Annotated in this window: 19 protein-coding genes; 5 read left to right on the top strand and 14 right to left on the bottom strand. The window is 69.7% G+C overall.

Annotated features, from left to right (window positions below):
- Positions 1–18: 18 nt before the first annotated feature.
- A complete protein-coding gene (locus I004_RS0106450) occupies positions 19–1479 on the bottom strand; it encodes an Nramp family divalent metal transporter (protein ID WP_028434803.1) in 1461 nt (486 codons plus the stop codon).
- A 67-nt stretch (positions 1480–1546) separates the two neighbouring features.
- Between I004_RS0106450 and I004_RS0106445 the strand changes: the two genes are divergently transcribed.
- Positions 1547–2311, top strand: a complete 765-nt coding sequence (locus I004_RS0106445) for an FCD domain-containing protein (RefSeq protein WP_037975097.1) — start codon at positions 1547–1549, stop codon at positions 2309–2311.
- A 63-nt stretch (positions 2312–2374) separates the two neighbouring features.
- Here I004_RS0106445 and I004_RS0106440 read toward each other — a convergent pair whose 3' ends face one another.
- Together I004_RS0106440 and I004_RS0106435 are read right to left on the bottom strand one after the other, a co-directional pair.
- Positions 2375–2821: a PaaI family thioesterase gene (locus I004_RS0106440; protein WP_028434801.1), complete on the bottom strand. Its 447-nt coding sequence runs from the start codon at positions 2819–2821 to the stop codon at positions 2375–2377.
- Between the two features lie 101 nt (positions 2822–2922).
- Complete coding sequence (locus I004_RS0106435; RefSeq protein WP_028434800.1) at positions 2923–3846, bottom strand: alpha/beta fold hydrolase; 924 nt, start codon at positions 3844–3846, stop codon at positions 2923–2925.
- 377 nt (positions 3847–4223) lie between these two features.
- On the opposite strand from I004_RS0106435, the gene I004_RS0106430 reads away from it, so the two are divergent.
- The gene (locus I004_RS0106430; protein ID WP_028434799.1) at positions 4224–5369 is read left to right on the top strand and encodes a site-2 protease family protein; all 1146 of its coding nucleotides are present in this window, start codon (positions 4224–4226) and stop codon (positions 5367–5369) included.
- A gap of 45 nt (positions 5370–5414) precedes the next feature.
- Here I004_RS0106430 and I004_RS0106425 read toward each other — a convergent pair whose 3' ends face one another.
- The 6 genes from I004_RS0106425 to I004_RS32575 all read right to left on the bottom strand — a co-directional run bounded on the left by I004_RS0106425 (position 5415) and on the right by I004_RS32575 (position 15308).
- Positions 5415–7859 carry a GcvT family protein gene (locus I004_RS0106425; RefSeq protein WP_199779336.1) on the bottom strand — a complete coding sequence of 815 codons (2445 nt, stop codon included), beginning with the start codon at positions 7857–7859 and terminating at the stop codon, positions 5415–5417.
- A gap of 84 nt (positions 7860–7943) precedes the next feature.
- Positions 7944–9482, bottom strand: a complete 1539-nt coding sequence (locus I004_RS32580) for an amino acid permease (RefSeq protein WP_051344760.1) — start codon at positions 9480–9482, stop codon at positions 7944–7946.
- Positions 9483–9601: 119 nt separating this feature from the next.
- Positions 9602–10555, bottom strand: a complete 954-nt coding sequence (locus I004_RS0106415; protein WP_051344759.1) for a choline kinase family protein — start codon at positions 10553–10555, stop codon at positions 9602–9604.
- A 38-nt stretch (positions 10556–10593) separates the two neighbouring features.
- Complete coding sequence (locus I004_RS0106410) at positions 10594–13008, bottom strand: GcvT family protein (RefSeq protein WP_037975095.1); 2415 nt, start codon at positions 13006–13008, stop codon at positions 10594–10596.
- A 342-nt stretch (positions 13009–13350) separates the two neighbouring features.
- A complete protein-coding gene (locus I004_RS0106405; protein WP_037975316.1) occupies positions 13351–14358 on the bottom strand; it encodes an NAD(P)/FAD-dependent oxidoreductase in 1008 nt (335 codons plus the stop codon).
- Between the two features lie 134 nt (positions 14359–14492).
- The gene (locus I004_RS32575; RefSeq protein ID WP_028434794.1) at positions 14493–15308 is read right to left on the bottom strand and encodes a GntR family transcriptional regulator; all 816 of its coding nucleotides are present in this window, start codon (positions 15306–15308) and stop codon (positions 14493–14495) included.
- A 639-nt stretch (positions 15309–15947) separates the two neighbouring features.
- Here I004_RS32575 and I004_RS0106390 point away from each other — a divergent pair.
- Both I004_RS0106390 and I004_RS0106385 read left to right on the top strand, forming a co-directional pair.
- Positions 15948–17408 (top strand): amino acid permease, encoded by a 1461-nt coding sequence (locus I004_RS0106390; protein WP_037975093.1) that lies wholly within the window; start codon positions 15948–15950, stop codon positions 17406–17408.
- 199 nt (positions 17409–17607) lie between these two features.
- Complete coding sequence (locus tag I004_RS0106385) at positions 17608–18369, top strand: dienelactone hydrolase family protein (RefSeq protein ID WP_028434792.1); 762 nt, start codon at positions 17608–17610, stop codon at positions 18367–18369.
- A 109-nt stretch (positions 18370–18478) separates the two neighbouring features.
- On the opposite strand, the gene I004_RS0106380 is transcribed toward I004_RS0106385, so the two are convergent.
- Positions 18479–18904: a nuclear transport factor 2 family protein gene (locus I004_RS0106380; RefSeq protein WP_028434791.1), complete on the bottom strand. Its 426-nt coding sequence runs from the start codon at positions 18902–18904 to the stop codon at positions 18479–18481.
- A 96-nt stretch (positions 18905–19000) separates the two neighbouring features.
- On the opposite strand from I004_RS0106380, the gene I004_RS32570 reads away from it, so the two are divergent.
- Entirely contained in the window at positions 19001–19618 is a 618-nt protein-coding gene (locus I004_RS32570; protein ID WP_051344756.1) for a PadR family transcriptional regulator, read from the top strand.
- Between the two features lie 181 nt (positions 19619–19799).
- Here I004_RS32570 and I004_RS32565 read toward each other — a convergent pair whose 3' ends face one another.
- The 4 genes from I004_RS32565 to I004_RS0106355 all read right to left on the bottom strand — a co-directional run bounded on the left by I004_RS32565 (position 19800) and on the right by I004_RS0106355 (position 23784).
- Complete coding sequence (locus I004_RS32565) at positions 19800–20855, bottom strand: CU044_5270 family protein (RefSeq protein ID WP_051344755.1); 1056 nt, start codon at positions 20853–20855, stop codon at positions 19800–19802.
- Between the two features lies 1 nt (position 20856).
- On the bottom strand, positions 20857–21468 hold the full coding sequence (locus I004_RS0106365) for an RNA polymerase sigma factor (protein ID WP_486579776.1): 612 nt from the start codon (positions 21466–21468) through the stop codon (positions 20857–20859).
- A 364-nt stretch (positions 21469–21832) separates the two neighbouring features.
- Positions 21833–22690 carry a TauD/TfdA family dioxygenase gene (locus tag I004_RS0106360; RefSeq protein WP_199779335.1) on the bottom strand — a complete coding sequence of 286 codons (858 nt, stop codon included), beginning with the start codon at positions 22688–22690 and terminating at the stop codon, positions 21833–21835.
- Between the two features lie 2 nt (positions 22691–22692).
- On the bottom strand, positions 22693–23784 hold the full coding sequence (locus I004_RS0106355; protein ID WP_051344754.1) for an isocyanide synthase family protein: 1092 nt from the start codon (positions 23782–23784) through the stop codon (positions 22693–22695).
- Positions 23785–23795 lie beyond the last annotated feature (11 nt).

The raw sequence follows: 23795 nt of genomic DNA, 5'->3' as shown, positions 1-23795 counted from the left end.
CCGCCCGAGGCCGGCCACTCAGCCGAAGATGTCCATGATCTGCTGCCGTACCGTCAGGATGGTCAGCACGCCGAAGAGCACGATCGCCCAGATCAGGGCGGCGATCCGGATGCCGCGGACCTTGAGCGGTGCGGGCATCGCCTTGCGGTTCATGTAGAGCAGCAGGCCGGCGTAGACGAACATCATCATTCCGGCCACGCAGGCGGAGATCACCAGCAGCACCAGCGGCTGGTCGGTCACCGTCAGCAGGACGAAGATGCCGACGAGGACGATCGCCCACACCAGGAAGAAGTACAGCCGGCTCTCGGAGAGCCGGGACCTGCGCATGTACGTCGACTTGAGCACGTCCGAGGCGAGCCTGCTCGTGTAGTCGACGATGCCCGTCGCCGCGGTGAACAGCGCGAACGAGCCGATCAGCCAGAACAGGATGCCGAACCACTCGCCCACCTGTGACTTGAGGGCCTCGCCTTCCTTTTCCAGGAAGCTGATGTCGTTGGCCAGGCCTTCGGTGCCGAAGAGCGTGGAGTGGGCGAGCAGCGACGAAAGCACGATCGTCACGATGGTGACCAGGACGAAGGTCAAGGCCTGCTCGGTGTTCGCGAAGCGCCACCAGCGCTTCCACCGGGCCATGTTCTCCTCGTTGGTCACGAAGACGTACCCGGTGGTGGCTGCGGCGTCCTCGTCCTTCTTGGCCGTCAGTGGGCTGACCAGCCGCGGCACGTAGTGGCCCATGCCGAAGCCCTTGTCACGTATCCAGTTGCTCTGGCACAGGTTCTGGCCGCCGCCGGCACCGGCGTAGGCGAGAGCACCCATCAGCACGGCGACGCCGAGGTCGCTCGGGAACTGGCCGGTGTGGGTCACGCCCTGCGGCAGATCCGCCCAGCTGGACGCCTTCACGGCGAAGATCACTGCAAGCGTGAAGAACCCGCCGATCACCGCGACCTTCACGAACAGCAGGCCCTCCAGCGCCGTGTAGACGACGGGGGCGAGCGTGAGAATCGCGCCGATGCACAGCAGGAGGGCGATCGCGATGTACGCGGGATTGCCCCCGAACACGTAGGAGGCCATCGTGGCGGAGCTGGTGACCCAGCCGGGCCAGAGGTTCGCCGCGTACGTCAGCAGCGCCATCACCGCGCCCCAGTGCCGCCAGTACCGGTTGAAGCCGGTCATGGCGGTCTCGCCCGTGGCGAGCGTGTAGCGCTCGATCTCCATGTTCAGGAAGAACTGGGTGACGACGCCGACGACCGCGCCCCACAGGAAGACGAGACCGGCCTGCGAGGCGATGTACGGCCAGAGAATGAACTCGCCGGAGGCCAGGCCCACTCCCGCGCCGACGATGCCGGGCCCGATGATCCGCCAGGTCTTGCTGGGCGGAGGCGGCAGCTCCCGTACCTCGGGCGGTGGCAGGTTGCGGGTGCTCAGCGAGAAGTCGGTGTCGGCAGGGCTGCCCGTGCCGCTTCGGTCGTCGGTGTGCGTCATGAAGAACTCTCTTCGGCCGGTCAGGGGGGGGCGGCGCGTAATGTGGCGGCAATCATCGAATGATTCGATGGGGGAGTCCAGGGGGTGGACAAAGATCGTGGAGCAGTACCGGACCAAGCACCAGCGAGTCGTCGACGAGCTCGGACGTCGCATCGTGAAGGGCCTGCTCGCCCCGGACCGGCCACTGCCCGTCGAGGACACTCTCGCCGCCGACCTCGGTGTCAGCCGTGGCGCGCTGCGCGAGGCGGTGAAGGTCCTCGCCGCGAAGGGGATGCTGCGGACCCGGCCGCGCACCGGCACCCACGTACTTCCGCGCAGCCACTGGCATCATCTGGACCGCGACCTGCTGCAGTGGCAACAGACGTGTGAGCCCTGGCAGTTGCTGCGCGACACCGGTGAACTGCGCCGCGCCGTCGAACCCGAGGCCGCCCGGCTCGCGGCGGGACGTGCCGGCCCCGGCCACATACAGGCCATGTTCGACGCGCTGGAGGCGATGGAGTCCGCCGCCGCGCACCCCGGGCTCGGCGACTTCGTCGAGGCCGACATGGCCTTCCACCGGGCGCTGCTGGACGCCAGCGGCAACAGGCTGCTCGGCTCGCTGGGGCGTGCTCTCGAAGTCGCGCTGGAGCACAGCTTCGCCGTGAGTTCGCAGAAGGCGGGGGCCGTCGAGGCCTCGCTTCCGTCCCATCGCGCGCTCGTGGAGGCCGTCCAGGATTGCCGGCCTTCCGATGCGGCAGCGGCCATCCTGGCGATCATCGAACGCGCCGAGCAGGAGATCGCCCGTGCGCCCGGACTGCCCGGCGTGAACGGTGCGGGGAACTCACTGCCCTGACTCCTGTACGCCCCCGCCGTCTGCGCGCCCGATGCGCGGCGCCGGCACACCGCCGCGGAGTCCTCACACGGCCGTCGCCGCGTCCTCGAGGCTGATGACGCGGGCCGTGGCGGTCGCGGTCGCCACCGTCAGGCCTTCGCCGTCGAGGAGAGAGGCCTCGAGGAACGCCAGGTCCCCCTCCCGCCGCAGCACACGGCCCTTCCCGATGAGCCGGCCGGGCCGGACCGGACGCACGAAGTTCACCTTGAGCTCCAGCGTGGACTGGAACTGGTCGGGCCGGACGGTGGCGAGAAGGGCGGGGCCCACGGTGTCATAGAGCATCGCCGAGAGGAACGCGCCCAGGACGTTGCCCACGGGGTTGGTGAACGCCTCCGTCGCGTGGAACGCCAACTCGATGGTGCCCTCTTCGGGATCTGCGTCCACGAACTCGAGGCCCAGCGTGGCCGCGGCGCGAGGCATCGGAGCGCGCCCCGCGACGCCGTCCCAGAACGGTCCGGTCCGCTCGGACATGGCGCAACCTCCGGTTCACGGGTCCTGTATGCACCGAATTGTCACGCATGACGCGATGGATCTCGCCTGTTCTGCGTGTGACCTGATGTGACCCGCTCTGCCTACGAGCCGTCCGGGCCTTCCGCTCCCGTCGCCGCGAGAAGGCTCCCGGCGACCGTACTGGCGCCGTCGTCGCCCAGCAGCAGGGTGTAGTGGTTGGTGCCGGGAATCATGCGGGCGCGGACCATCGTGTCGGCGATTCGGGCAGCCTTCAGCCGCTCGTCGTCGTAGAGGCCCTGCGGTTCGTCCAGGAGGCCGCGCTCGGCCCAGAGCAGTTCGGTGGGTACGGCGAGACGGTGCACGGCGGCCGTGGTCTCCTCGCCCAGCGCGTCCGCGCCGTCCGTGCGCACCGCGTCCATGCGGCACGAGGAGCGCAACTGGGGCTCCGTGCCCACCAGGTCGCGCTGGATGTGTGCCTCTGTCCACGGCTCCCAGGAGGAGGCGAACGCGGGATGGCCTCGCCAGAAGGCGCGATACGCGTCGCGGTCGGGGAACGTCGTCTTCAGCCGGTCCATCGCGGGGCCGATCACCGCGGTGACCAGTTCGTCCGACGTCAGGCCCTCCGGCACGGGGAAGCCGATTCCGCCGTCGACGAGGAGCAGCGACCGGAAGTGCTCGGGGTGCCTCACGGCGGCGACCGCCGCGACGAACGCGCCCATCGAGTGACCCGCAAGGACGACGTCTCGAAGGCCGAGCGCACGGGAGAGCGCCACCGCGTCGTCGGCGTGCACCGCGATCCCGTACGGACCGGGCAGGTCGTTGCTCCCGGCGCGACCGCGCAGGTCCGGGGCGACCAGGGTGACGCGGCCGCCGAGGTGGTGTGCGACCCCCGCCCACGACATGGCGTTCGAGGTGATCCCGTGCAGGGCGAGGACCGTGGGCGCGGGTCCGTCCCCTTGCGGCCGTACGGTCGCGGGCCAGCGCAGCACGGTCAGGTGCCCCCCTGATACGGGGACTTGGAGTTCCTCGTAAGTGATCGCTGCCATGCGTTCTCCCTCGTCCTGGGCGGCGGAGGCCGTCAGCCGGGCCGGTCCCGGCGCCCGGCGGTCTCCGGAAGTGACCGTACGGGGACCTCGCCGTCGGCTGCATCGCCGCCCGCACCTGTCCCGGCCGGCACCATCGTGGGCGCCGCCCGGGCACGCTGACGATGGAGCACCGCCACATCCCGGAGGCCGCGGCTGTGGTGCGGATGCCCACGGGCGAGCCGGCCCGGACAGCGAGGTGCCGGGAGGCGCCCGGGCAGGAGACCTCCCGGGACGGACTGCGGCCCGGCCCGGCACACCGACGGCCCATCGGCGGTTCAGGCGCCCGGATCCGTGGGACGACTGACTGTTCGGAGACGCTTCGATCAGGGGAGAACGACGTGCGGGCGACCTTCGTACTGGGACGGATCGCCGGTGTCCGGATCGGTGTCCACTGGAGCGTGCTGCTCATCTTCGGAGTCATCGCCTTCGGCCTGGCCCAGGGCCGCTTCGCGGTGGCGTATCCGGACAGTCCCGTGGCCGCGATCTGGGTCGCCGGCTTCCTCGCGGCGATTGTCTTCTTCGCATCGCTGCTCGCCCACGAACTCGCCCACGCCGTCGTGGCCCGCCGCAACGGGGTCGGGGTCGACGACATCGTCCTGTGGCTGCTCGGAGGCGCGGCCCGGCTGAAGTCGGAGGCGTCCAACCCCGCCGCGGAGCTCCGGATCGCCGGGATCGGCCCGCTCGTCAGCCTGCTGCTGGGCGGACTCTTCGTCCTGCTGGCCTGGCTGCTCAGCCTGGGCTCCGTTCCCGGGCTCGTCGTGGAGTCGGTGGCCTGGCTCGGAGCCATCAACGTGCTGCTCGCCGTCTTCAACGCCGTTCCCGCCGCTCCCCTCGATGGCGGACGGCTGCTGCGCGCCTTCCTGTGGTGGCGTACGGGGGACCGGCTGAAGGCGACCGCCGGGGCCACCGCGGCGGGCCGCGTCTTCGGCTGGCTGCTCGTGCTGCTGGGGGTTGTCCTCTTCCTGGGCAGCGGCTCGTTCGGCGGGCTGTGGCTGTCGGTCGTCGGCTGGTTCCTCATCGCGGCCGCGACCGCCGAGGGTCGGCAGGCGCAACTGCGGGGCGTGCTGTCCGGGGTGCCGGTACGGGATGCCATGACGTCCGGTCCGGTCACCGCGCCGTCCGGCCTCTCCGTGGCCGACTTCCTCTCCGGCCCCTCCTACCGGTACAGACACTCCGCGTTCCCCGTCGTCCACGAGGACGGGACCCCTGCCGGACTGCTGACGCTGGACGCCGCCAGGAAGGTCCCGTGGGACCGCGCCGAGGAGGTGAAGGTCGACGAGGTGATGGTGCCGCTCGCGGACGTCTCCGTCGTGGCACCGCAGGACTCGCTGGCCGACCTCGTGCCACGCATCGAGCCCGGTGCGCACAACCGCGTCCTGGTGGTGGAGGAGGGAAGAGTCGTCGGCATCCTCACCTCCAGCGACATCAGCCGTACGGTGTCGTGGCTGATGAACTTCACCTCGCAGGGACGCAGGGACCAGTGACGAGGGGCAGCCCGCTGGAGTCGGGCCCGGTCCGCGCGGCGCCCCTCACTGCTTGACGCGGCTGAAGCCGGGGTCGAACGGCGCGCGCAGATGCACGGCCGCACCGTGCAGCCGGCCGCCGATGTCGATCTCGTACGTGCCGGACGTCAGATGGTCCCTGGTGACGGGCTCGCCGCCGCGGCTCCAGATGTACGCCAGGCCGACGCACGCACCCAGGGTGGCGCCCCACGCGGCGGAGGTGACCTGGCCGACCGCGACGCCGTCGCGCCTCACCAACTCGCCTCCCCACATCATCGGTTCGGCGTCGTCGAGCACGAACGACACCAGCTTCCGCCGCGCGCCGGCGGCCCTGGCCTTCTCCAGGGCCTCGCGTCCCCGGAACGGGATGTCCTTCTTGAGCTTGCAGGCGAAGAGCAGTCCCGCCTCGAGCGGGTTGTAGTCCGCGGTCAGGTCGCTGCCGATGGCCCGGTAACCCTTCTCCAGCCGCAGTGAATTGATCGCGTAGTACCCCGCCTCGGAGAGACCGAACTGCTTGCCGGCGGAGGTCAGGAGCTCGTAGACGCCGACGGCGAACTCGACGGGCACGTACAACTCCCAGCCGAGTTCACCGACGTAGGTGATGCGGGTGGCGCGCACCGTGTAGTGGCCGAGGTCGATCTCCCTGCTGGTGGCGAAGGGGAACGCCTCGTGCGAGAGGTCGCTGCGGGAGAGCCCCTGCAGCAGGGCGCGGGCGTGGGGTCCCATCACCCCGAAGACGGCGTACGCCGATGTGACGTCGACAGCCGTGACATGGGCGTCCTCGCCGGTCTGCTTGCGCACGTAGTCGAGGTCCCGCAGCACCGCGCCGGAGCTGGTGACCCACAGGAACTCGTCATGGGCGAGGCGGGTGACGGTCACGTCCGCCTCGTATCCGCCCCGGTCGTTGAGAACCCCCGTGTAGACGGTGTTGCCCGGGGGCACGGCGACGTCCGCCGTGCACAGCCACTGCAACAGGGCTTCCGCGTCACGGCCCTTGATGAGCAGCTTACCGAACGACGTCTGGTCGAACAGGGCGACGCGCTCCCGGGCGGCCCGGTGCTCGGCGTCCGCCCACGGCTGCCAGTTCTGCTTGCCCCACGAGTACTCCAGGACCGGTTCGGTGCCGGGAGGAGCGAAGACGTTGGCGCGCTCCCAGCCCATCTTCGAGCCGAACACGGCGCCCGCGTCCTGAAGGAGGTGGTGGACCGGCGAGCGGCGGAAGGGACGGGCAGTGCCGACTTCGCGGTTGGGCCACGGCACTTCGTAGTGCAGGCCGAGGATCTCGCCGACGCGGGCGCGCAGCCACTGGTTGTTGCCGTTGAAGCGCCCGAACCGGCGGATGTCGACCCCGGCGACGTCACCGGTGGGGGAGCCCTCGACGATCCATTCGGCAAGGGCGCGTCCGGCGCCGCCCGCGGAGGCGATGCCGACGGAGTTGAAGCCCGCCCCCACGTAGAAGTTCCGCAGCTCGGGCGCCTCGCCGAGGATGAACTGGTTGTCGGGGGTGAAGCTCTCAGGACCGTTGTAGAACTTCTTGATGCCCGTCTCGTTCAGCGCGGGGATGCGCAGCAGGGCGCTCTCCATCAGTACGGAGAAGTGGTCCCAGTCCTCCTCCAGGAGCTGGAACTCGAAGGGGTACGGCAGTTCGTCGGGCGCCACCCATGGCTTGGCCTCCGGTTCGAAGCCGCCGACGACGAGCCCGCCCACCTCCTCCTTGAAGTAGGTGTAGCCGTCCGGGTCGCGCAGGATCGGCAGACCGGGGTGCACACCGTCGATCTGGTCGGTGACGACGTAGAAGTGTTCGGCCGAGTGCAGCGGAACGGTCACACCGGCCAGCTCGCCCACCGCCTTGGCCCACTGGCCGGCGCAGTTGACCACGAACTCCGCCTCGATGTCGCCCTTGTCCGTGGTCACTCCGGTGACGGTGCCGCCCCGAGTGGAGATCCCCGTGACCCTGGTCCGCTCGAGGACCTGTGCGCCGCGCAGGCGGGCACCCTTGGCCAGGGAGGCGGTGAGGTCGGTGGGGTTGGCGGTGCCGTCGCCCGGCAGCCAGATCGCCCCGAGCAGGTCCTCGGTCTCCAGGACGGGATACAGCTCCTTGGCGCGGGCGGGACCGATCAGTTCGCAGTCGAGGTCGTAGGCCTCGGCGGTGGCGGCCGTCCGCCTGAGCTGCGTCATGCGGTCCTCGGTGCGGGCCACGGTGACTCCGCCGCAGCGCTTGTATCCGGTGGCCAGACCGGTCTCCGCCTCCAGCCGCTCGTACAGCTGCGTGGAGTACTGGACGAGGCGGGTGCCGCTCTGCGAGGCGCGCAACTGGCCGACCAGGCCGGCCGCGTGCCACGTCGTGCCGGAGGAGAGCTGCCCCTGTTCGATCAGGACGACGTCGGTCCAGCCCAGCTCGGTGAGGTGGTAGGCCACGCTGGTGCCGATGACGCCGCCGCCGACGATGACCACGCGTGCGCGGTCGGGCATTGCCGGGCTCATTGCAAGGTCCCCTCGTCGAGGTTGCCGTGGTCGCCGTGGCGGACGCCGGGTTCCGCGGGAGTGGAGGGGCGGTCATCCGTCCGCATGCTGGGTCTCCAGATCACCGGTTCCACTGTTTCCGCCGGAGCCGGCGTCGTCCGCCACAAGGAGATGTTCGCTGGCGACCTGGTCGGACTTGTGCCGCTGCACGAGCAGGTAGTACGCGCCGCCGAGCACCGCGACCCCCGCGAAGCTGACGACCCCGCCCCAGGCGTAGCCGCCCTCGCCGTACACGTCCTGGCGTGGCCACAGCAGATTGACGGTCATGAACAGGCCGTACGCCACGGCCAGACCGTTCACGACCAGTCCGGCCCCGCGTCCCATCGTGAACAGGCCCGTGCCGCGGTCGTGCGGCCAGCCGCCGAGCCTGCGCCTGAGAACCGGCACGGTCACCAGCAGATAGGCGGCGTAGACGATCGCGATGGCGACGGAGGTGACGATCGTGAAGATGTTGGGGTTGCCGACGTTGACGATCAGGATCGCCGCTGCCACCAGGCCGGAGACGATCGCCGGGGCCGCGGGGGACTGCCTGGTGTCAGTGACGTGGGCGAGCTTCTCCCCGAAGGGCAGCTTGTTGTCGCGCGCCATGGAGAACGCGATCCGGATCGTGGCCGTCTGGATGGCGAGGGTGCAGATGAACACGGCGATCGCGACGTCCAGCAGAATGATCTTGCCCATCGTGGAGCCCAGCACGGTCTGGAGAATGTACGGCAGACCGGCCGTGCCGAGCTTCTCGACATCGAGCGTGCGGGTCGCCATGAGCGCGAACAGCAGCAGCAGCGCGCCGGCGATCCCCGCGGCACCGAGCGCCTGGAGCAGGGCCACGGGTGTGCGCTTGCGGGGGTTGCGGGTCTCCTCCGCGAGTGAACCCGCCGTGTCGAAGCCGAACATGACCCAGGCGGGCATGATGGCGGCCATCAGCAGCGGAGCACCGTAGCCCAGGATCTCCCAGCCGGGGGTGCCCGGCCCGGCGCCCTGCGTCGTGGCGACGACCTGCGGGCCCCGCACGGCGTGCGCCGCCAGCAGCACCAGGACCACCGCGACGCCGAGCAACTCCGCGGCCACGCCGATGTTGTTGACCTTGGTCATGACCTTCACGCCCAGCGCGTTGATCAGCGTGGTCAGTGCGATGCAGACGGTGCCGAGGAAGACGGCGTTGTGCGTGTCGTTCTCGAACACGTCGAAGCCCGACCACAGTTGAGGCAGCACGACCTGCATCGCCATGGTCACCGCGGCGACGCTGACGAGTGAGCCGACGAGCATGGTCCACCCCGCCATCCAGGCGCCGCTCCGGCCGGAGATCCTCTTCGACCACTGGTAGACGGAGCCCGCGATCGGGAAGCGCGCGCTGAGTTCGGCGAAGACGAGGGCCACACAGAACTGCCCTGCGAACACCAGAAGCCAGGCCCAGAAGATCAGCGGTCCGCCGAACCCGTAACCCAGGCCGAAGAGCTGGAACATGCCGGTGAGAATCGAGATGTAGCTGAATCCCGCGGCGAAGGAGGAGAAGCCGCCGAGCCCGCGGTGCAGTCGCTGGCGGTAGCCGAGCGTCGCGAGGTCGTCGGAGTCCACCGTGTCTGATCGGCTGTCTGTTTTTGCGTCGCTCTTGCGCATGGCAGACCTTTCGGAGGTGGCCGTGGGCCGGGCGGAGGTCCCGTGGTCTTCCAGGGGGTGGGGCCCGGCTTCGGTGGTCAGTCGGCGAGCCGGGCGTCTTCCAGCAGACGCTCGAAGCGGGAGCCGCTGGAGAGGATTCCGACGGCCGTGTCGTACTTCTCCATCCCCCATGTCCAGAAGTCGAAGTCGATGCTGCTCGTCGCCTGCTGGATCGACGCCCACAGCGTCCAGCCGTACTTCGACATCAGTCCCTGGAGCTGGGCGCGCGCGACCTTGTCCGGGCTGGGGCGGCCGAAGTACGCGGTGATCAGCTCCTCCAACTCCTCGACGGACAGGTGGCATTCGCTCCAGATGTTGCCCAGCTCGAAGCAGGGGTCGTTGTTGCCCGCGTATTCGTAGTCGATGATCCAGATCTGTTCGCCGTCGTCGATGAAGTTCTCGGCGAGCAGGTCGTTGTTGCACGGCACCGTCTCGACCGGGGTCGCGGCGAGGAGGTCACGCACCCGGTGGACGGCCTCCATGTTCTCCAGATAGCGATCCGGCAGCCGGAAGCCGCGCTCCCGCACCGTCGCCAGGTACCGGTCCTGCACGTCGGCCATGTCGAACTCGCCCACGAACCGCGGCCCTTGGTGCAGGCGGCGGCAGGAGTCAGCCACGCGGGGGAGATTGCCGGGCTTCTTGATCAGTTCGTCGGACATGGTCACGCCGTCGATGTAGCCGACGACCAGCATTCCGTGGTCCGGGATGTAGTCGAGGACGGGTGCACCGACGCCGGCGGACGCCGCGGCAGTCGAATTGCGGTGCTCGTGGTCACGGTCGATCGGCAACTCGGGTTCGTTGCCGAAGACCCGTACGACGCAGTCGGTTCCGCCCGCAACGACCCGGTAGTTGCGGTTCGTCAGCCCGCCGGAGAGCTCCGAGACCTCACATGACCGGCCCGCGAGGGAGGGAATCCGCTCCAGTAGACCTTTGAGCGGCTCCTGCCCGGTCCGGGAGAGGTCTTCCACGATGCCGGCGTCCTGCTTGTCCATTCGCGGTCGCTCCTCATGTCCTCGTGCTGATCGGATTCTCAGGTACGGAAGTTCTTCCCGTCGGGGTCGTGGAGAGGTGCGTCGTGGCGCGTCGCGTCGAACCTGCGCCCCGCGACCTCTACTTGGAAGGCCGAGTCCTGAGCTGATTCCTCGGGCAAATAGGCGCTGAAGAGGGTTCTGCCCACGGTCCAGCCGTAGCCCGCACTCCTCACACCGGCGGCCAGATCCGTGTGGGCCTGCGTCACCAGTTCGCCGCCGTGCATCACCACGTCCGCGTCGGTGGAGAACCAGCACAGCCTCTTCGCCGGGCGCTCGTCCCGCAGTGTGCGCAGCGCCGGACCGGCCAGCAGCCCGGGCTTGTCGGGACGGACCTCGGAGCCGAGCCCCGCCTCGTACGGACTGTGGTCGGGGCCGATGTCCGCCGGCCAGAGCGGGATCTGCTTCTCCAGACGCAGCGAGTCGACCGCCCTGCAGCCGACGTCCCGGATCCCGGACCCCGCACCGGCGGCGAGGAGTTGGTCGTAGACGCCCCGCATGTACTCGGTGGGGATGTGGAATTGCCAGCCCGGTTCGCCGACGCACGTCACCCGCAGCGCCCGCACCGGCGCGTACCCCAGATCGGCCTCCCGCGCGGTCATGAACCCGAATGCGTCGTCGCCGAAGTCGCAGTGGCTCAGCTGCCGCACGACATCGCCGGCCCGCGGCCCGCACACGTCGAGCAAGCCCCAGGCGGAGGTGACGTCCCGCACCGTCACCGAACCGTCGTCGGGCGCGTTCTGGAGCAGGAACGTCACATCGTGGCGTCCGGAAGCGCTCCCCGTGACGAGGCGGAACAGCTCCTCCGTGAGGCGGGTGACCGTCACGTCCGCCTCGATGCCGCCCCGCACGTTGAGCAGTTGGGTGTGCACGACACGTCCCGGCGCGACGTCCAGGTCCGCGCCGGCGGTCCTCTGCATCAGGGCGAGTGTGCCCGGCCCCGAGATCTCGTACTTGGCGAGCGACGTCCGGTCGACCACCCCCACGCCCTCGCGCACCGCGCGGTGCTCCTCTCCGATGTACGGCCAGGCGTTGCTGCGCCCGAACGTCGGCTCCTCGACCGGGTCCACACCGGGCGGCGCGAACCAATTCGCCCGCTCCCAGCCGTACTTGGTGCCGACGACCGCGCCGCGCGAGAGCAGCACGTCGTGCAGGGGGCTTCGCCGCTGACCGCGCGGGGCCGCCAACTCGCTGTTGGGGTAGTGCAGTCGGTAGTAGTGCTCGTACGCGCCCACCACGCGCTGCTCCAGATAGGCGGGCACGTTGTGCGCCGCCCCGAAGCGGCGGACGTCGAAGGGCCACAGATCCATGCCCGGATCACCGTCGACGATCCAGTTCGCCATCGCGTCACCGGCACCGCCGGCCGCGGCGACGCCCGCTGAGAACCCGCAGCAGTGGTAGAGGTTGTCCAGGTCCTCGGTAAGGCCCATCAAGGGTTCCGCGTCGGGCGAGAAGGGGATCGGCCCGTTGACCCACGTCTGGATCCCCAGGTCGCCGAACACCGGCACTCTCGTGGTGGCGCCCTCTGCGAGCGGCGCGAAGCGGTCCATGTCCGGTGTGAACAGCTCGGGCCCCAGGTCCCGCGGGACGGTGCGCCACGGCACGCGGGTTCCGTCCTCCCAGCCTCCGACGAGCAGGGCTCCGGTCTCCGGCTTGAGATAGATGCGGGCGTCGGGATCGCGGAAGGTCGGCAGATCCGGTGGCACGTCGGGCGTCTTCTCGGTCACCACGTACTGGTGCTCCACCATTCCCGCGGCCACGTCCACCCCCGCGAGCCGCGCGGTCTCCGTGCCCCACATCCCGGTCGCGTTCACGGCGACGTCGCACTCGACGCGGCCCTGTTCGGTGACCACAGCGGTCACCCTGCGGCCCCGGCGTTCGACGGCCTCCACGCGGCAGTTCTGAACGATGCGCACGCCCGCGGCGCGGGCTCCCGTGGCGAAGGCCTGGGTCAGCTGGCTCGGGTCGACGTAGCCGTCGCCGGGCACCCACGTCGCCCCGTACAGGCCGTCGGTCTCCAGCAGCGGGAACAGTTCCTTCGCCTCCGAGGGCGAGGCCAGGTGGACGTCGAAGCCGAAGCTCTTGCCGGTGGTCGCCAGCCGCTTCAGCTCCTCCCACCGGTCCGCGCCGGCTGCGACGCGTACGGAGCCGACGCCCCGCCATCCGGTGGCGCAACCCGTGGACTCCTCCAAGGTCCGGTACGTCTCCACGCTCTTGCGCATCAGCCGTGTGAGGTTGCTGGACCCTCTCAACTGGCCCACGAGTCCGGCGGCATGCCATGTGCTGCCGTGGGTGAGGCTCTTGCGTTCGATCAGCAGGACGTCGCTCCACCCGCGCCCCGCGAGGTGGTAAGCGATGCTGCAGCCGACGACGCCGCCACCGATGACGACCACTCGGCTCCGATCGGGCAGTGCCATGAAAATCCCGGGGTGTAGATCGCGGAAGGCGGGCCGTTGGGGATCGGGATGGCGATGCTGGCTGCGGCGCCCTGCCGAGAGGTGGGCGCGGACCGATAGACGGCGGACGCTACCACCAGGCCCGGACTCATAAAAGGTCTAGACGCAATCCGCCTCGGCTCGTGAATGTGCGGAGGCCGTCCGGGGTCGTGAAGCTCGGTCGGGGAAGGGAAACCCGCTGGTCGCGGGCGAACGGCGGCCGGCTGGCAGTGGGGGAGGGGAGGCCTCGACTTCCGTGACCGCTCGCGGAGTTCGGCCCGCCCGGCGTTCGAGGCAGCGGTCCCCGGCAGCGGAATCCGACGCCTAGAAGCGGTCGAGACGGCAGCCCGCCAGCACCGGCTCCACGGCCCCGTCGACCAGTTCCCGCGCGACCAGGCGGCCCACGGCCGGGCCGAGCGTGACCGCAGCGTGCAGCACCGCCACATAGAGGCCGGGCACCTCGACGGCCGGGCCGACGATCGGCTCGCCGTCGGCCGGCATGGGGCGCGCACCGATCCGGGTGCTGAGCAGCTCGACATCCGCGGCGCCGCGGAAGGTGGACCGGACGGCGGCGAGAGTCCGTTGGGGCGAGTCTGCGGCGGCGACCAGCTGATCCCCGGCGACCTGCCGGAGATCGAAGTCCCGGTTGTTGACCACGGTGCGGACCAGACCGGCCGGAGCGCGGAACCGGAAGAGCGTCGCCGGCGACGGGTCGACCGGGACGCGTATGCCGAGCGACGCGCCCAGCGCGGCCGTGGCCACCCCGGCCGCGAGCACCACAGTCTCAGCGGAGAGGGGACCTGCTGCCGTCTCGACCCCGGCAACCCGGCCCGCGGCGTCCCGGCGGACCGCGGTGACCGGGGTGTCCGGACGGACCCGGGCGCCGCAGTCGCGGGCACCCGCGACCAGCCGCTCGGTCACGCCCACCGGGTCGACGGCGGCGTCACCGGGCGCCCAGACAGCCCACTCCGGGGGCTGCCGCAGGGTGGGCTCGAGCGTCGCCACAGTGGCCGCGTCCACGATCTCCTGCCCGGGCCCCGGCTCCGGCGCGGTGTCCGCCGTGCCCCAGGAAAGAGAGCCGGACCGGGTCACCGGGAGACCCGGCAGCTCGGCCTCGAGCCGGCGGTACTCGTCCGTCGCGGTAGCCCGCAGCGCGGCGGCCGGACCGGTGCGTACGCCGGGCCCTCCGATCCAGGCGAACGAGTCCGCCGTCACGCCGGCGCCCGGCCGCCCGGCATCGACGAGGGTCACGACGGCACCGGCCCGGGCGGCGTGATAGGCCACCGAGGCACCGACGATGCCGGCGCCGACGACCACCAGGTCGCTGCTCACCACTGGCTCAACACGTTGACGACGTTCCCGTACCGTGGGGGGCGCACGCTCATCCGCAGCACTGTGCCGCAGGGTGGACCTCGCCGACAACCGAAAATCGCGCTTGGGCGGCCGCCCGGCAAGAGCGACGCGCACTAGCCGCTGGAGCCGGTCCCTTTCGCCCCGTCGCCCTGGCCGATTCCCGTGCGGAACGAGATGCGTACCCGGTCGGACCTGAACAGATCCCGCGCGTACTCCAGTGCCAGCCCGCTACCGCTGTACGCCGTGCGCTCGATCAGCATCAGCGGCGTGGTGGCCTCCACGCGCAGCAGCCGGGCCTCCTCCTCGGTGGGGAGCACCGGCTCCAGGCTCTCGGACGCCACCTGGGGCGTCTGCCCGTAGCGGCGCGAGATCAGGCGGTAGATCGACCCGGTCAGGCCCTGCTCCAGCAGGTCGGGGAACACCTCCGCGGGGAAGTAGGCACGCTCCAGCGCAAGCGGCCGGCGATTGGCCGTCCGCACCCGCACGACTTCGTGCACCGCGGCGCCGGGCCGGAGTGACAGCGCGCCGGAGGCTGCCCGGTCGGCGGCTACCGTCGCCGCGCTGACGAGCCGGGCGCCCGCCCGGACGTCGGCCCGCTGCATCTGCTCGGTGAACCCCGCCAGCCCCGTCAGGTCGCACTCGATCCTCGCCTCGGAGACGAAGGTCCCGCCGACGCCGCGTCCCCTCTTCCTTACGACGGTCCCAGCCTTCTCAAGACTCGCGAGCGCCTGCCGGAGCGTCATCCGGCTTACCCCGAGGCTCGCGGCGAACCGCTCCTCGACGGGCAGTTTGTCGCCCGGTACGAGATCGCGCCGCTCGATGACGCCCATCAGCCACCGCTCGATACGGGTGTGCGCGGGAAGCGTGGACGGAGCAGTCAGATCAGGGGCGCTCCCCAGCCACCCGGGATCCGAAGACACACGCGCCATGCGGCGTAGTCTCGCACAGCGAGCCCGCTGGTCAGCCGGGCGGCGACAGGCCTGGACCGTACGACGGATGACGCCCCGGCCGGGCCCGGATCCCGGTGCCCACACGGCTTTCACGCCGCCCCTGTGCCGCGATTCCCCGTACCCCCGGCGCAGTCGGCCCGCTCGATCTGCCGGGCCCGACCCCGTATGCCGGGTGGCGGCTGCGCGTCGACCCTTTCTTCCACCGCCGCTGCGAGCACCGCCCCAGGAGCGACTTCCTCAAGCGATCCTCAAATTTCTGACGAGTACATCTGACGGACCCTCACGTCGAACTCAATCGCTTCCTCAATTCCAGCTCAAGTCAACGGGAGATTCCTTAATCGATCCTCAAATCGAGGTAACGATCCAGTGTCAGGAGGCGGCCAATTGGGGCGGCACGCCGACTATGGGCGGTTCTCCCTGTGACGCCTGCCACACTTCGCCGCGGAAGGCGGCCCCAAAGCCGTGATAAATCTTCACGATCTCCTGCACGGCGTCCCTCCTGCTGTGCAGGAGACCAGAGCTGGCAGATTGCCGGCCAGCACCTCCATTCATTCCCGGGAGAGCCGGATCCGGCCCGATTCGAATGCGCGGCCGGACGTGGAGAAAGGCACGGACGTAATGGTCTCGGTGGAAACCAGGCAGCCTGAAGACGTCGGAGGGGCCGCGATCAGCGGTTCCGAAGAGGGATACGAGCGTGGTCTCGGTTCGCGTCAGGTTCAAATGATCGCAATCGGCGGCGCCATCGGTGTCGGCCTTTTCATGGGAGCCGGAGCGAATATCGCGAAGGCCGGCCCCAGCATCATTCTCATGTACGCGCTCGCGGGTGTGGTCGTCTTCCTCATCATGCGGGCACTCGGTGAACTCCTTCTCTACCGGCCGGTGTCCGGTAGTTTCGCGGAATACGCCCGCGAATTCCTCGGCCCGTTCTTCGGATTCGCCACGGGCTGGACGTACTGGCTCCTCTGGGTCGTCACGGGCATGGCCGAACTGACGGCCGCCGCCATCTACATCCATTTCTGGTTCCCGGTGATTCCGCAATGGGTCAGCGCACTGGTGTTCCTGGTGGTTCTCTTCGGGGTGAACCTCATCTCCGTCAAGATTTTCGGGGAGATCGAGTTCTGGTTCTCGATGATCAAGGTCACCGCCATCATCGGCATGATCGTGATCGGTCTCGGAGTGCTGACCCTGGGCTTCTCCGAGGTGGGCGACACCGCGTCGGCGGCCAACCTGTACGCGCACGACGGGTTCTTCCCCAACGGCATCGGCTCCAGCTTGATGACGCTGCAGGGCGTCATGTTCGCCTACCTCGCCGTCGAACTCGTCGGCGTCACCGCGGGTGAGTCGGAGAACCCGGAGAAGACCCTCCCCAAGGCCATCAACACGCTGCCCTGGCGGATCATCTTCTTCTACGTGGGCGCGCTGCTGATCATCCTGTCGGTCGTGAAGTGGACGCAGTACTCGGAGGGGGAGAGCCCGTTCGTCCGCGCCTTCTCCGAGATGGGCATTCCCCTCGCTGCCGGCATCGTCAACTTCGTCGTACTGACGGCCGCGCTGTCGTCCTGCAACTCCGGCATGTACTCCACCGGCCGCATGCTGCGCGACCTGGCGGCGAACAGCCAGGCGCCGAAGATCTTCGCGCGGCTCAACTCCCGCAAGTCCCCCGCCGTCGGCATCACGGCCTCCGTCGCGCTGATGGGGATCGGGGTCGTCCTCAACTACCTGGTGCCGGAGAAGGCTTTCGGTTACGTCACCTCGGTGGCGACGGCCGCGGGCATCTGGACCTGGATGATGATCCTCTGCAGCCACATCCGCTACCGCCGGGCGCTGAAGGCGGGCCAGTTGCGCGAGTCCTCGTTCCCCGCTCCGGGGGGCGCCGTCGCCAGCACGGTCGCGCTGCTGTTCCTGCTCATGGTCACCGGCCTCATCGCCTACGACCCGGAGGCCCGCGTCTCCCTCTACGTGGGTGCGGTCTGGGCCGTTCTGCTGGCAGGCGGGTGGGTCAGGCTGCGCAGTCTCCAGAAGTCCGCCGTCGCACACGGCGAGGAGGAGAAGGCGGAGCGCCTGCCCACCTCCCGGTAGGCCGCCGCCCGTTCGCACCGACCGGCGCCCCATGGACCGTGAAGCATCGACGAGGGGGCTTCACGGCTCATGGGGCGCGTGTGTGTGCCTGAGCCGGAGGCGGTGACGGGACGCGGAGCCGGAGGCGGTGACGGGACGCGGAGCCGGAGGCGGTGATAGGACGGGCGGGCACCTGTTCGCGGCGGAAGGATCACAGACGATGGAAACCACGTCCCTCGACCTCGACATCCCTGCCCCGGACGGTACGGCGGACGCGTTCGCCGCATTCCCCGCCGAGGGCGGCGAGCATCCCGGCGTCCTGCTCTACATGGACGTGATCGGCCTGCGGCCCGTCATACGGGGGCTCGCGATGAAGCTCGCCTCGCACGGCTACTACGTGCTCGCTCCCAACGTCTTCTACCGGCACGGCCGGGCACCGCTGTTCCCGCTGCCCGACATGCGGGAGCCCGAGGCGCGTGACGCCTTCATCGCGAAGGTCAGGCCGGTCATGGCGGAGCACACCCCTGACAAGTCCGTCCCCGACTCGGGCGCCTATCTCGACTTCCTCTCACAGCAGGAGCAGGTGAGCCCCGGCGGGGTGGGTGTCACCGGCTACTGCATGGGCGCGATGCTCGCCCTGCGCACGGCGTCCGCCCACCCCGGCACGGTCGCTGCGGCCGCGGGCTTCCACGGGGCCCGGCTCGCCACCGACGCGGCAGACAGTCCGCACCTGGACGTCGGCTCCGTGACCGCCGAACTCCACTTCGGCCACGCCGAGAACGACGACGCGATGCCTCCGGAGGACATCGCACGGCTGGACGAGGCCCTGGACGCGGCGGGTGTCCGCTACACCTCCGAGGTGTATCCAGGGCCTCACGGCTTCACCATGTCCGACACCTCCGCGTACAGCCCCGTGGCACTGGAGCGGCACTGGGAGCGTCTGCTGCCGCTGCTGCGCCGGAACCTCAACGGGAGCAGCTAGAGGGGTGGGCGGTCGCGGGTTGTCACGCCGGCCGCCGTGCCGGGTCCGTCGGGCCTCGCGGGAGGGGCTGTCCGTACGGGCCGTTCTGCCGGTACGAAGTGGCCCGCTCTCAGCCGGACTTGGGCACGAGACCGTCGGCGACCAGTCCCGCGAGCACCGCCTCGCCCAGTGCCTGCACGGCGGACTGCGGCCGGACCATGACGGTGAACTCCTTGATGCGACCGGCCTCGTCGAACTGGAGCATGTCGATGCCGTGGATCTGCTTGCCCTGCACCGTGGCGCGGAAGACGAGGACCGACGCGGGGGCGTCAGTGCTGTCGGTACTGGTCTGAGCCGCGCCGTCGAACTCCCCGATGTAGTGGAAGTCCTCGAAGGTGCGCAGCAGAACGTCGAAGAGCCCCAGCACCATGGGCCTGCCCTCGAAGGGCGTGAACTTCACCGGGCTGTAGAAGCGGATGTCCTCCGTGAACAGCTCTTCCAGCGCGGCCCGGTCGCGTGTCTCGACGGCGGCGCGGAAGCGTGCGGCGGTCTCCATGGCTCTCCTCCCCAAGTCCTCATACTCAAGTATCTGACTAATCAATTTCTTGAGTATGATGCACGGACGGACGACGAGTGGGAAGGGGGCGCATCGATGGCACTGAGACACGCGGTGCTGGCGGCACTGCTGGACGGCGAGTACAGCGGATACCAGTTGGCCAAGGCGTTCGACGTCGGCGTCGCGAACTTCTGGCACGCCCTGCCCCAGCAGCTCTACGCCGAGCTGGCCAAGCTGGAGAAGGAGGGGCTGGTCACCGGAAGGCAGGTGGTCCAGGAGACCCGGCCCAACAAGCGCCTCTTCCGGGTCTCCGACGCCGGACTGGCAGAGCTGGAGGGGTTCGTCGCCGCCGCGTCGAAGCCGTCGTTCATCCGTGACGACCTGCTCGTGAAGGTCCAGGCCGTCGACCGCGTCGGGGCGGGGCCCGTCATCGAACAGCTCGAAGAGCGTGCGTCCGCGGCCGAAGCCAGGATCGGGCTCTTCGGCGAGCTGCTGCGGCGGATGCGCGACGATGCGGACGAGGAGGAGTTCCTGCGCCGCGGCGGACGGATCGGCCCGTATCTGACCTGCATGCGCGGCCTGGCCTTCGAAGAGGGGCACCGGGACTGGTGCCGGCGCACGGCGGACGTACTTCGGGAAAGGCAGACGACCGGTAGGGAGGGCGCCGGGAAGAGCGGGGCCGCGAGAAGCGCCGAGGGGGAACGCGGCACCTGACCTCCCCGAGGGTCCGGGCGTCGCCGTTACGTCGTCCCCCGGCCTGGTCTGCCCCGACTGACCGGTGTGGCCCCGCAGTTGACGCTTCTGAGACATGCGGGAGTCCGCATCTCACCGAGAAGCGGCCCCTCACGTGCCCGGTGGCCGCACCCCCGTAGCGGCCACCGGGTCGCCTTCGGTGTCACGGCCGTTGCTTGACCTTGTCGACGACGGCGCTCTCGGCAAGGCGGATGAACTGGTCGTAGCTCTTCTTGCCATCCAACGTGGTGCGGATCGCCCTGTCTTCGAGGTACGCGTGACGGTCCTCGTCGAAGAGGAGCATCTGGTCCCTGGTGAACTTGTGGTCGTACGCGATCCCGACCGTCGGTCGTCCCTTGCTGTCCTTCACGCCCGCCTTCGCCTTCATCCCGGGGACCTTGGCCAGGGCCTCGAAAGCCGCGGGCCGCAGGCCCTTGGGCGAGATCGGCCGAGTGGCCAGCCCCTTCAGGGAGAACTGGACCATGTACCAGTCACGCTTCTTGACCTCCTTCAGCGAACCGGGCTTGCCCGACCCGCCGAGCCCCTTCGCCAGGTAACGGATCAGTTCGACGGGGTCCTTGGGAATCTTCTTCTGCGCCTCCCAGCCCGGAGGCGGGAACGTGGACTCGTTCTTTCCCAGTGGCTCGTCCCACGTGCCGTCGCCGCCGATCTCGTTCACCCACCCGCGTTGGGTGCGGTCCACCGACTCCCAGTTCTCGGCCTCCCTGACATCGGTCCTGCCGGTCTTGCGGTTGGTCTCCTTGACGATGTTCTTGATGTAGATGAACTGGTCGTCGCGTGGGACGTCGGTCTTCGCGTCCTTCTCCTCCTCACGCACACGGTCCGCGGCGTCGTTGAGCACCTTCTTCGCGCTGACCTTCCGCGTGGTGGACGTTTCCGAGACGGACGGTCCCGAACGCCCTTGCCGGTCACCGAGGTTGTCGGCGACGACGACCGTGGCGGTGACCGCGACGGCCGCGGTGGCCGCCACCGCGACGCTCAGCACCGGCCGGCGGCGAAGGAGATTGCCGGAGCCGCGCCCACTGTCGCCCGTGATCTTGATGTCGTTCATGATTCCCCCTGTCCGTGGTCGGTCCGAGGCGGTCCGGAGTGCCGGCGTCTCTTCGTTGATCGCGGCCTGAAGCCGCTCCCGGCCGGTGGTCAGCCGTTCCGGGTCGGGGTGGGAGACCTCAGCCCGCATGCGCCGAAGTTCTGTCATTTCATCCACGTGTGAACTCCTCGCGTGCCGCAGTGGGGTCGGCCCCACCGAGCGCCTTCCGGACCTTCTTGCGAGCCCGGTTCAGTCGGGAGCGCACTGTCCCGACGGGAATCGCGAGCGCCTGCGCAACCTCGCCGTAGGTCAGCGACTCCCACGCGACCAGCAGCAGCACGTCCCGGTCGCCCTTGGACAGACGGGCCAGCGCCGCACCGAGCTGACGGGTCACCGCGGCTGCGGCCACCCGGCTGTCGGCGCGGTCGTCATGTCCCTCCACCACGGGATCGACCGCGGTCTTCGCCAGCACGCGGTACTGCATGACCTCCGAACGACGGTGTCCGGCAATCAAGTTGCTCGCTATCCCGTACAGCCACGGGCGTGCGGAGCCCCGCGACGGGTCGAAGCGGTCCCGGCGGCGGAACGCGACGAGGAAGGTCTCCGCCACCACGTCGTCCGCCGCGGAGTGGCCCAGGCGCCGTGCGGCGTACCGGTGAATGTCCGGCGCATGCCGGTCGTACAGTTCGGCGAACCTCTGCGGATCGGTCTGTGACGCCTGCACCAGAACCGAGTCCTCCGAAGGGTCCGGCCGGCGCTCCACTCGGGAGGGCGCTGTCACATCGGGCTCCGTTCGTCGCCTGGCCGGGCGAGAACAGAGCCCGGTCACTCCCTACTCCGCACGAACCCGCGATCGAGTTCACGGTTCTTTCCAAGGCCGTTCAGCGGTGGACTCGGGGCCGTTCGGCGTGTGCGGTCCGCAGCCGCGCGAGCAGGACGCGGGCTACCTCCCGGCATTCTCAGGGCCGCCTGCTGACGCGCAGCGTCCACCTCCGCCGGGTGCTGCCGGCGGGCTGCCCCTGCTTCGTCCGCGCACTCCGGTGCCGGCGGCACGCGCGGAGAGCTTCCAGCACAACGGGCACGGACGCAACGCCGGCGTGGGGGACCCTGCGGGGAGGGGCCGTCGTCGCGTCCGTGAGCCGTTGTCAGCCGGCGGGTGGCTGACCGCCCGCCAGCAGCGCCGGATTCTCCAGCGGCGGGTCACCGAGCACGTGTACGCGGCGCAGATGGCGCGGGGCGCGGCTGGTGAACGCCTCCCGGCCGTGGAGCATCGTGTAGTTGTCGGCGACGACGAGGTCTCCCGTGCGCCACTGGTGCGTGTACGCGTATCCGGGGGCGCGCAGGGCCTTGCTCAGGCCGCGGTGGAATTCCTCGAGCCGCCCGGCGGGCACGCCGGTGAACTCCAGGACCGGGTGGTTGATGAACTCGTCGTCGGGAGCGACCGGTTCGTTGTAGCGGATCACCGGCTCCCCGGTGACGGGGTGTTCGCCGACCACGGGTGAGACGGCTGTGCTCTCGTAGAACTCCATCTTGCGGCGGTAGATCCCGGTGGCCTGTTCCCACAACGCGCGTGCGCCCGGGTCCGCGTCCCGGAGCACGGCCGAGGTCTGGGAGAAGACCGTCCCGCCGCCCTGGTCGTGACCCGGTGCGTCGGCGCAGTGGAAGAGCTGGAACTCGGGCACCTGGGGGCGGTACATGCCGTCCCAGTGCAGCGGCACGTGCCGGTGGTCGAAGATGTGGTCCTCGGGGTTCTCGTGCTCCACCAGTTCGAGCACCGCGCCGAACGGCCACATGCTGATCTCGCCCCAGCGCGCGCAGTACGCGGCCAGTTCCTCGCCGTCCGCGAAGGGTGTGAAGCCGCGCAGCAGCAGAAGGTGGTGGCTGCGGACCAGTTCGCGCAGTTCCTCCACGGGGAGCGCGTCCAGCCGCCCGCCCGGCGACGCGGCCTCGATGACGGCTCCGAAGCGGGCGAGGGGAGGACGGGCAGGGGTGCTGATGGTCAAGGTCACCACTCCTTCGATGCTGTGGGTGCGGTGGATGCGGTGGACGCGCTCGGTGCGATGGCGGCGCCCGTACGTGCCGCCGGGTGCCGGAGGAGGTCCTCGTGCGCGGAGCGGGCCGGCCCCCGCAGGGCGAAGTGGCTTGGCCGGCCACCCCGTTCGACGAGGTCGCAGTCGAGCGCTTCGGCCTCCGACCGCTTCATCAGCACCAGCCGTCCGCCGAGGTCGACGGCGACTCCGTGCCACGGCGTGAGCCACGTACCGGTCGACTCGCCCAGCCGGATGCCCAGCTTGAGCGCGGAACAGGGCTGGGGATGGATGGAGAGCCGGACGGAACCGGGGAAACGCTGAGCGAGGAACTCGCCCCAGGCCTTGCTGCGCTGGATGACGACGTAGGCACGCGCCCGTGCGTCCCTCTGCAGTGCGGCCCTGCTTCCCTTGTATTCGGGCGTGTTGCCGTCCTCGAAGAGGAAGCGGGTGATGGCTCTGTAGAGCGGCAGCTCCTCGCCGTGCCGTACGCCGTAGCGCAGTTGGTCCAGGGGAACGGCGTGGCGTTCGGTGAGCACCGTGCGCATCGTGTCGTGCGGGAGCCCCGCGAGTTCGGGTACCTGGTCGAGCGTGAAGAGCGAGACCCCGCCGTGGGGAAGCGCGGCGATCATCGTCCGCAATTCCCGGTGGTAGGCCGTGATGTCGTCGTCCGGTATGCCGACGGCATCGCTGAAGACACGGCCGTCGGAGCAGATCACGATCTCCGCGCCGGGCGGATGGATCTCCCGGATCGAGGCGGCGAGGGAGTCGAGGTATTCCAGGGCCCGCTCCTCGGCCATGTCGGGGAGGGTCCCCAGTACCTTGGCGCGGTTCGGTGACTTGCCGGGGAAGGCGGGCAGTACGAGGCGTACGGGTCGGCCGGCGAGCACGAACGCCTCGATCACGCGGGCCTGGGTGGCCCGGCAGTCGGCGCAGGGTAACTCCCGGCAGTCTCCGGGTTGTTGGTGTCGGTTGCGGTCCGGTTTTCGCTGGTGGCTCAGCAGCAGTCCGGCAATCTCGTTCGCCCGCTCCCTGGCGCCGGATGCGGGCAGGGCATGCGAAGTGAGCATGCGACGGCTCC

This window comes from Streptomyces sp. TAA486 (assembly GCF_000426165.1).
Note: the sequence above shows the minus strand (reverse complement) of the source record. Positions and strands in the feature narration are given on the sequence as shown.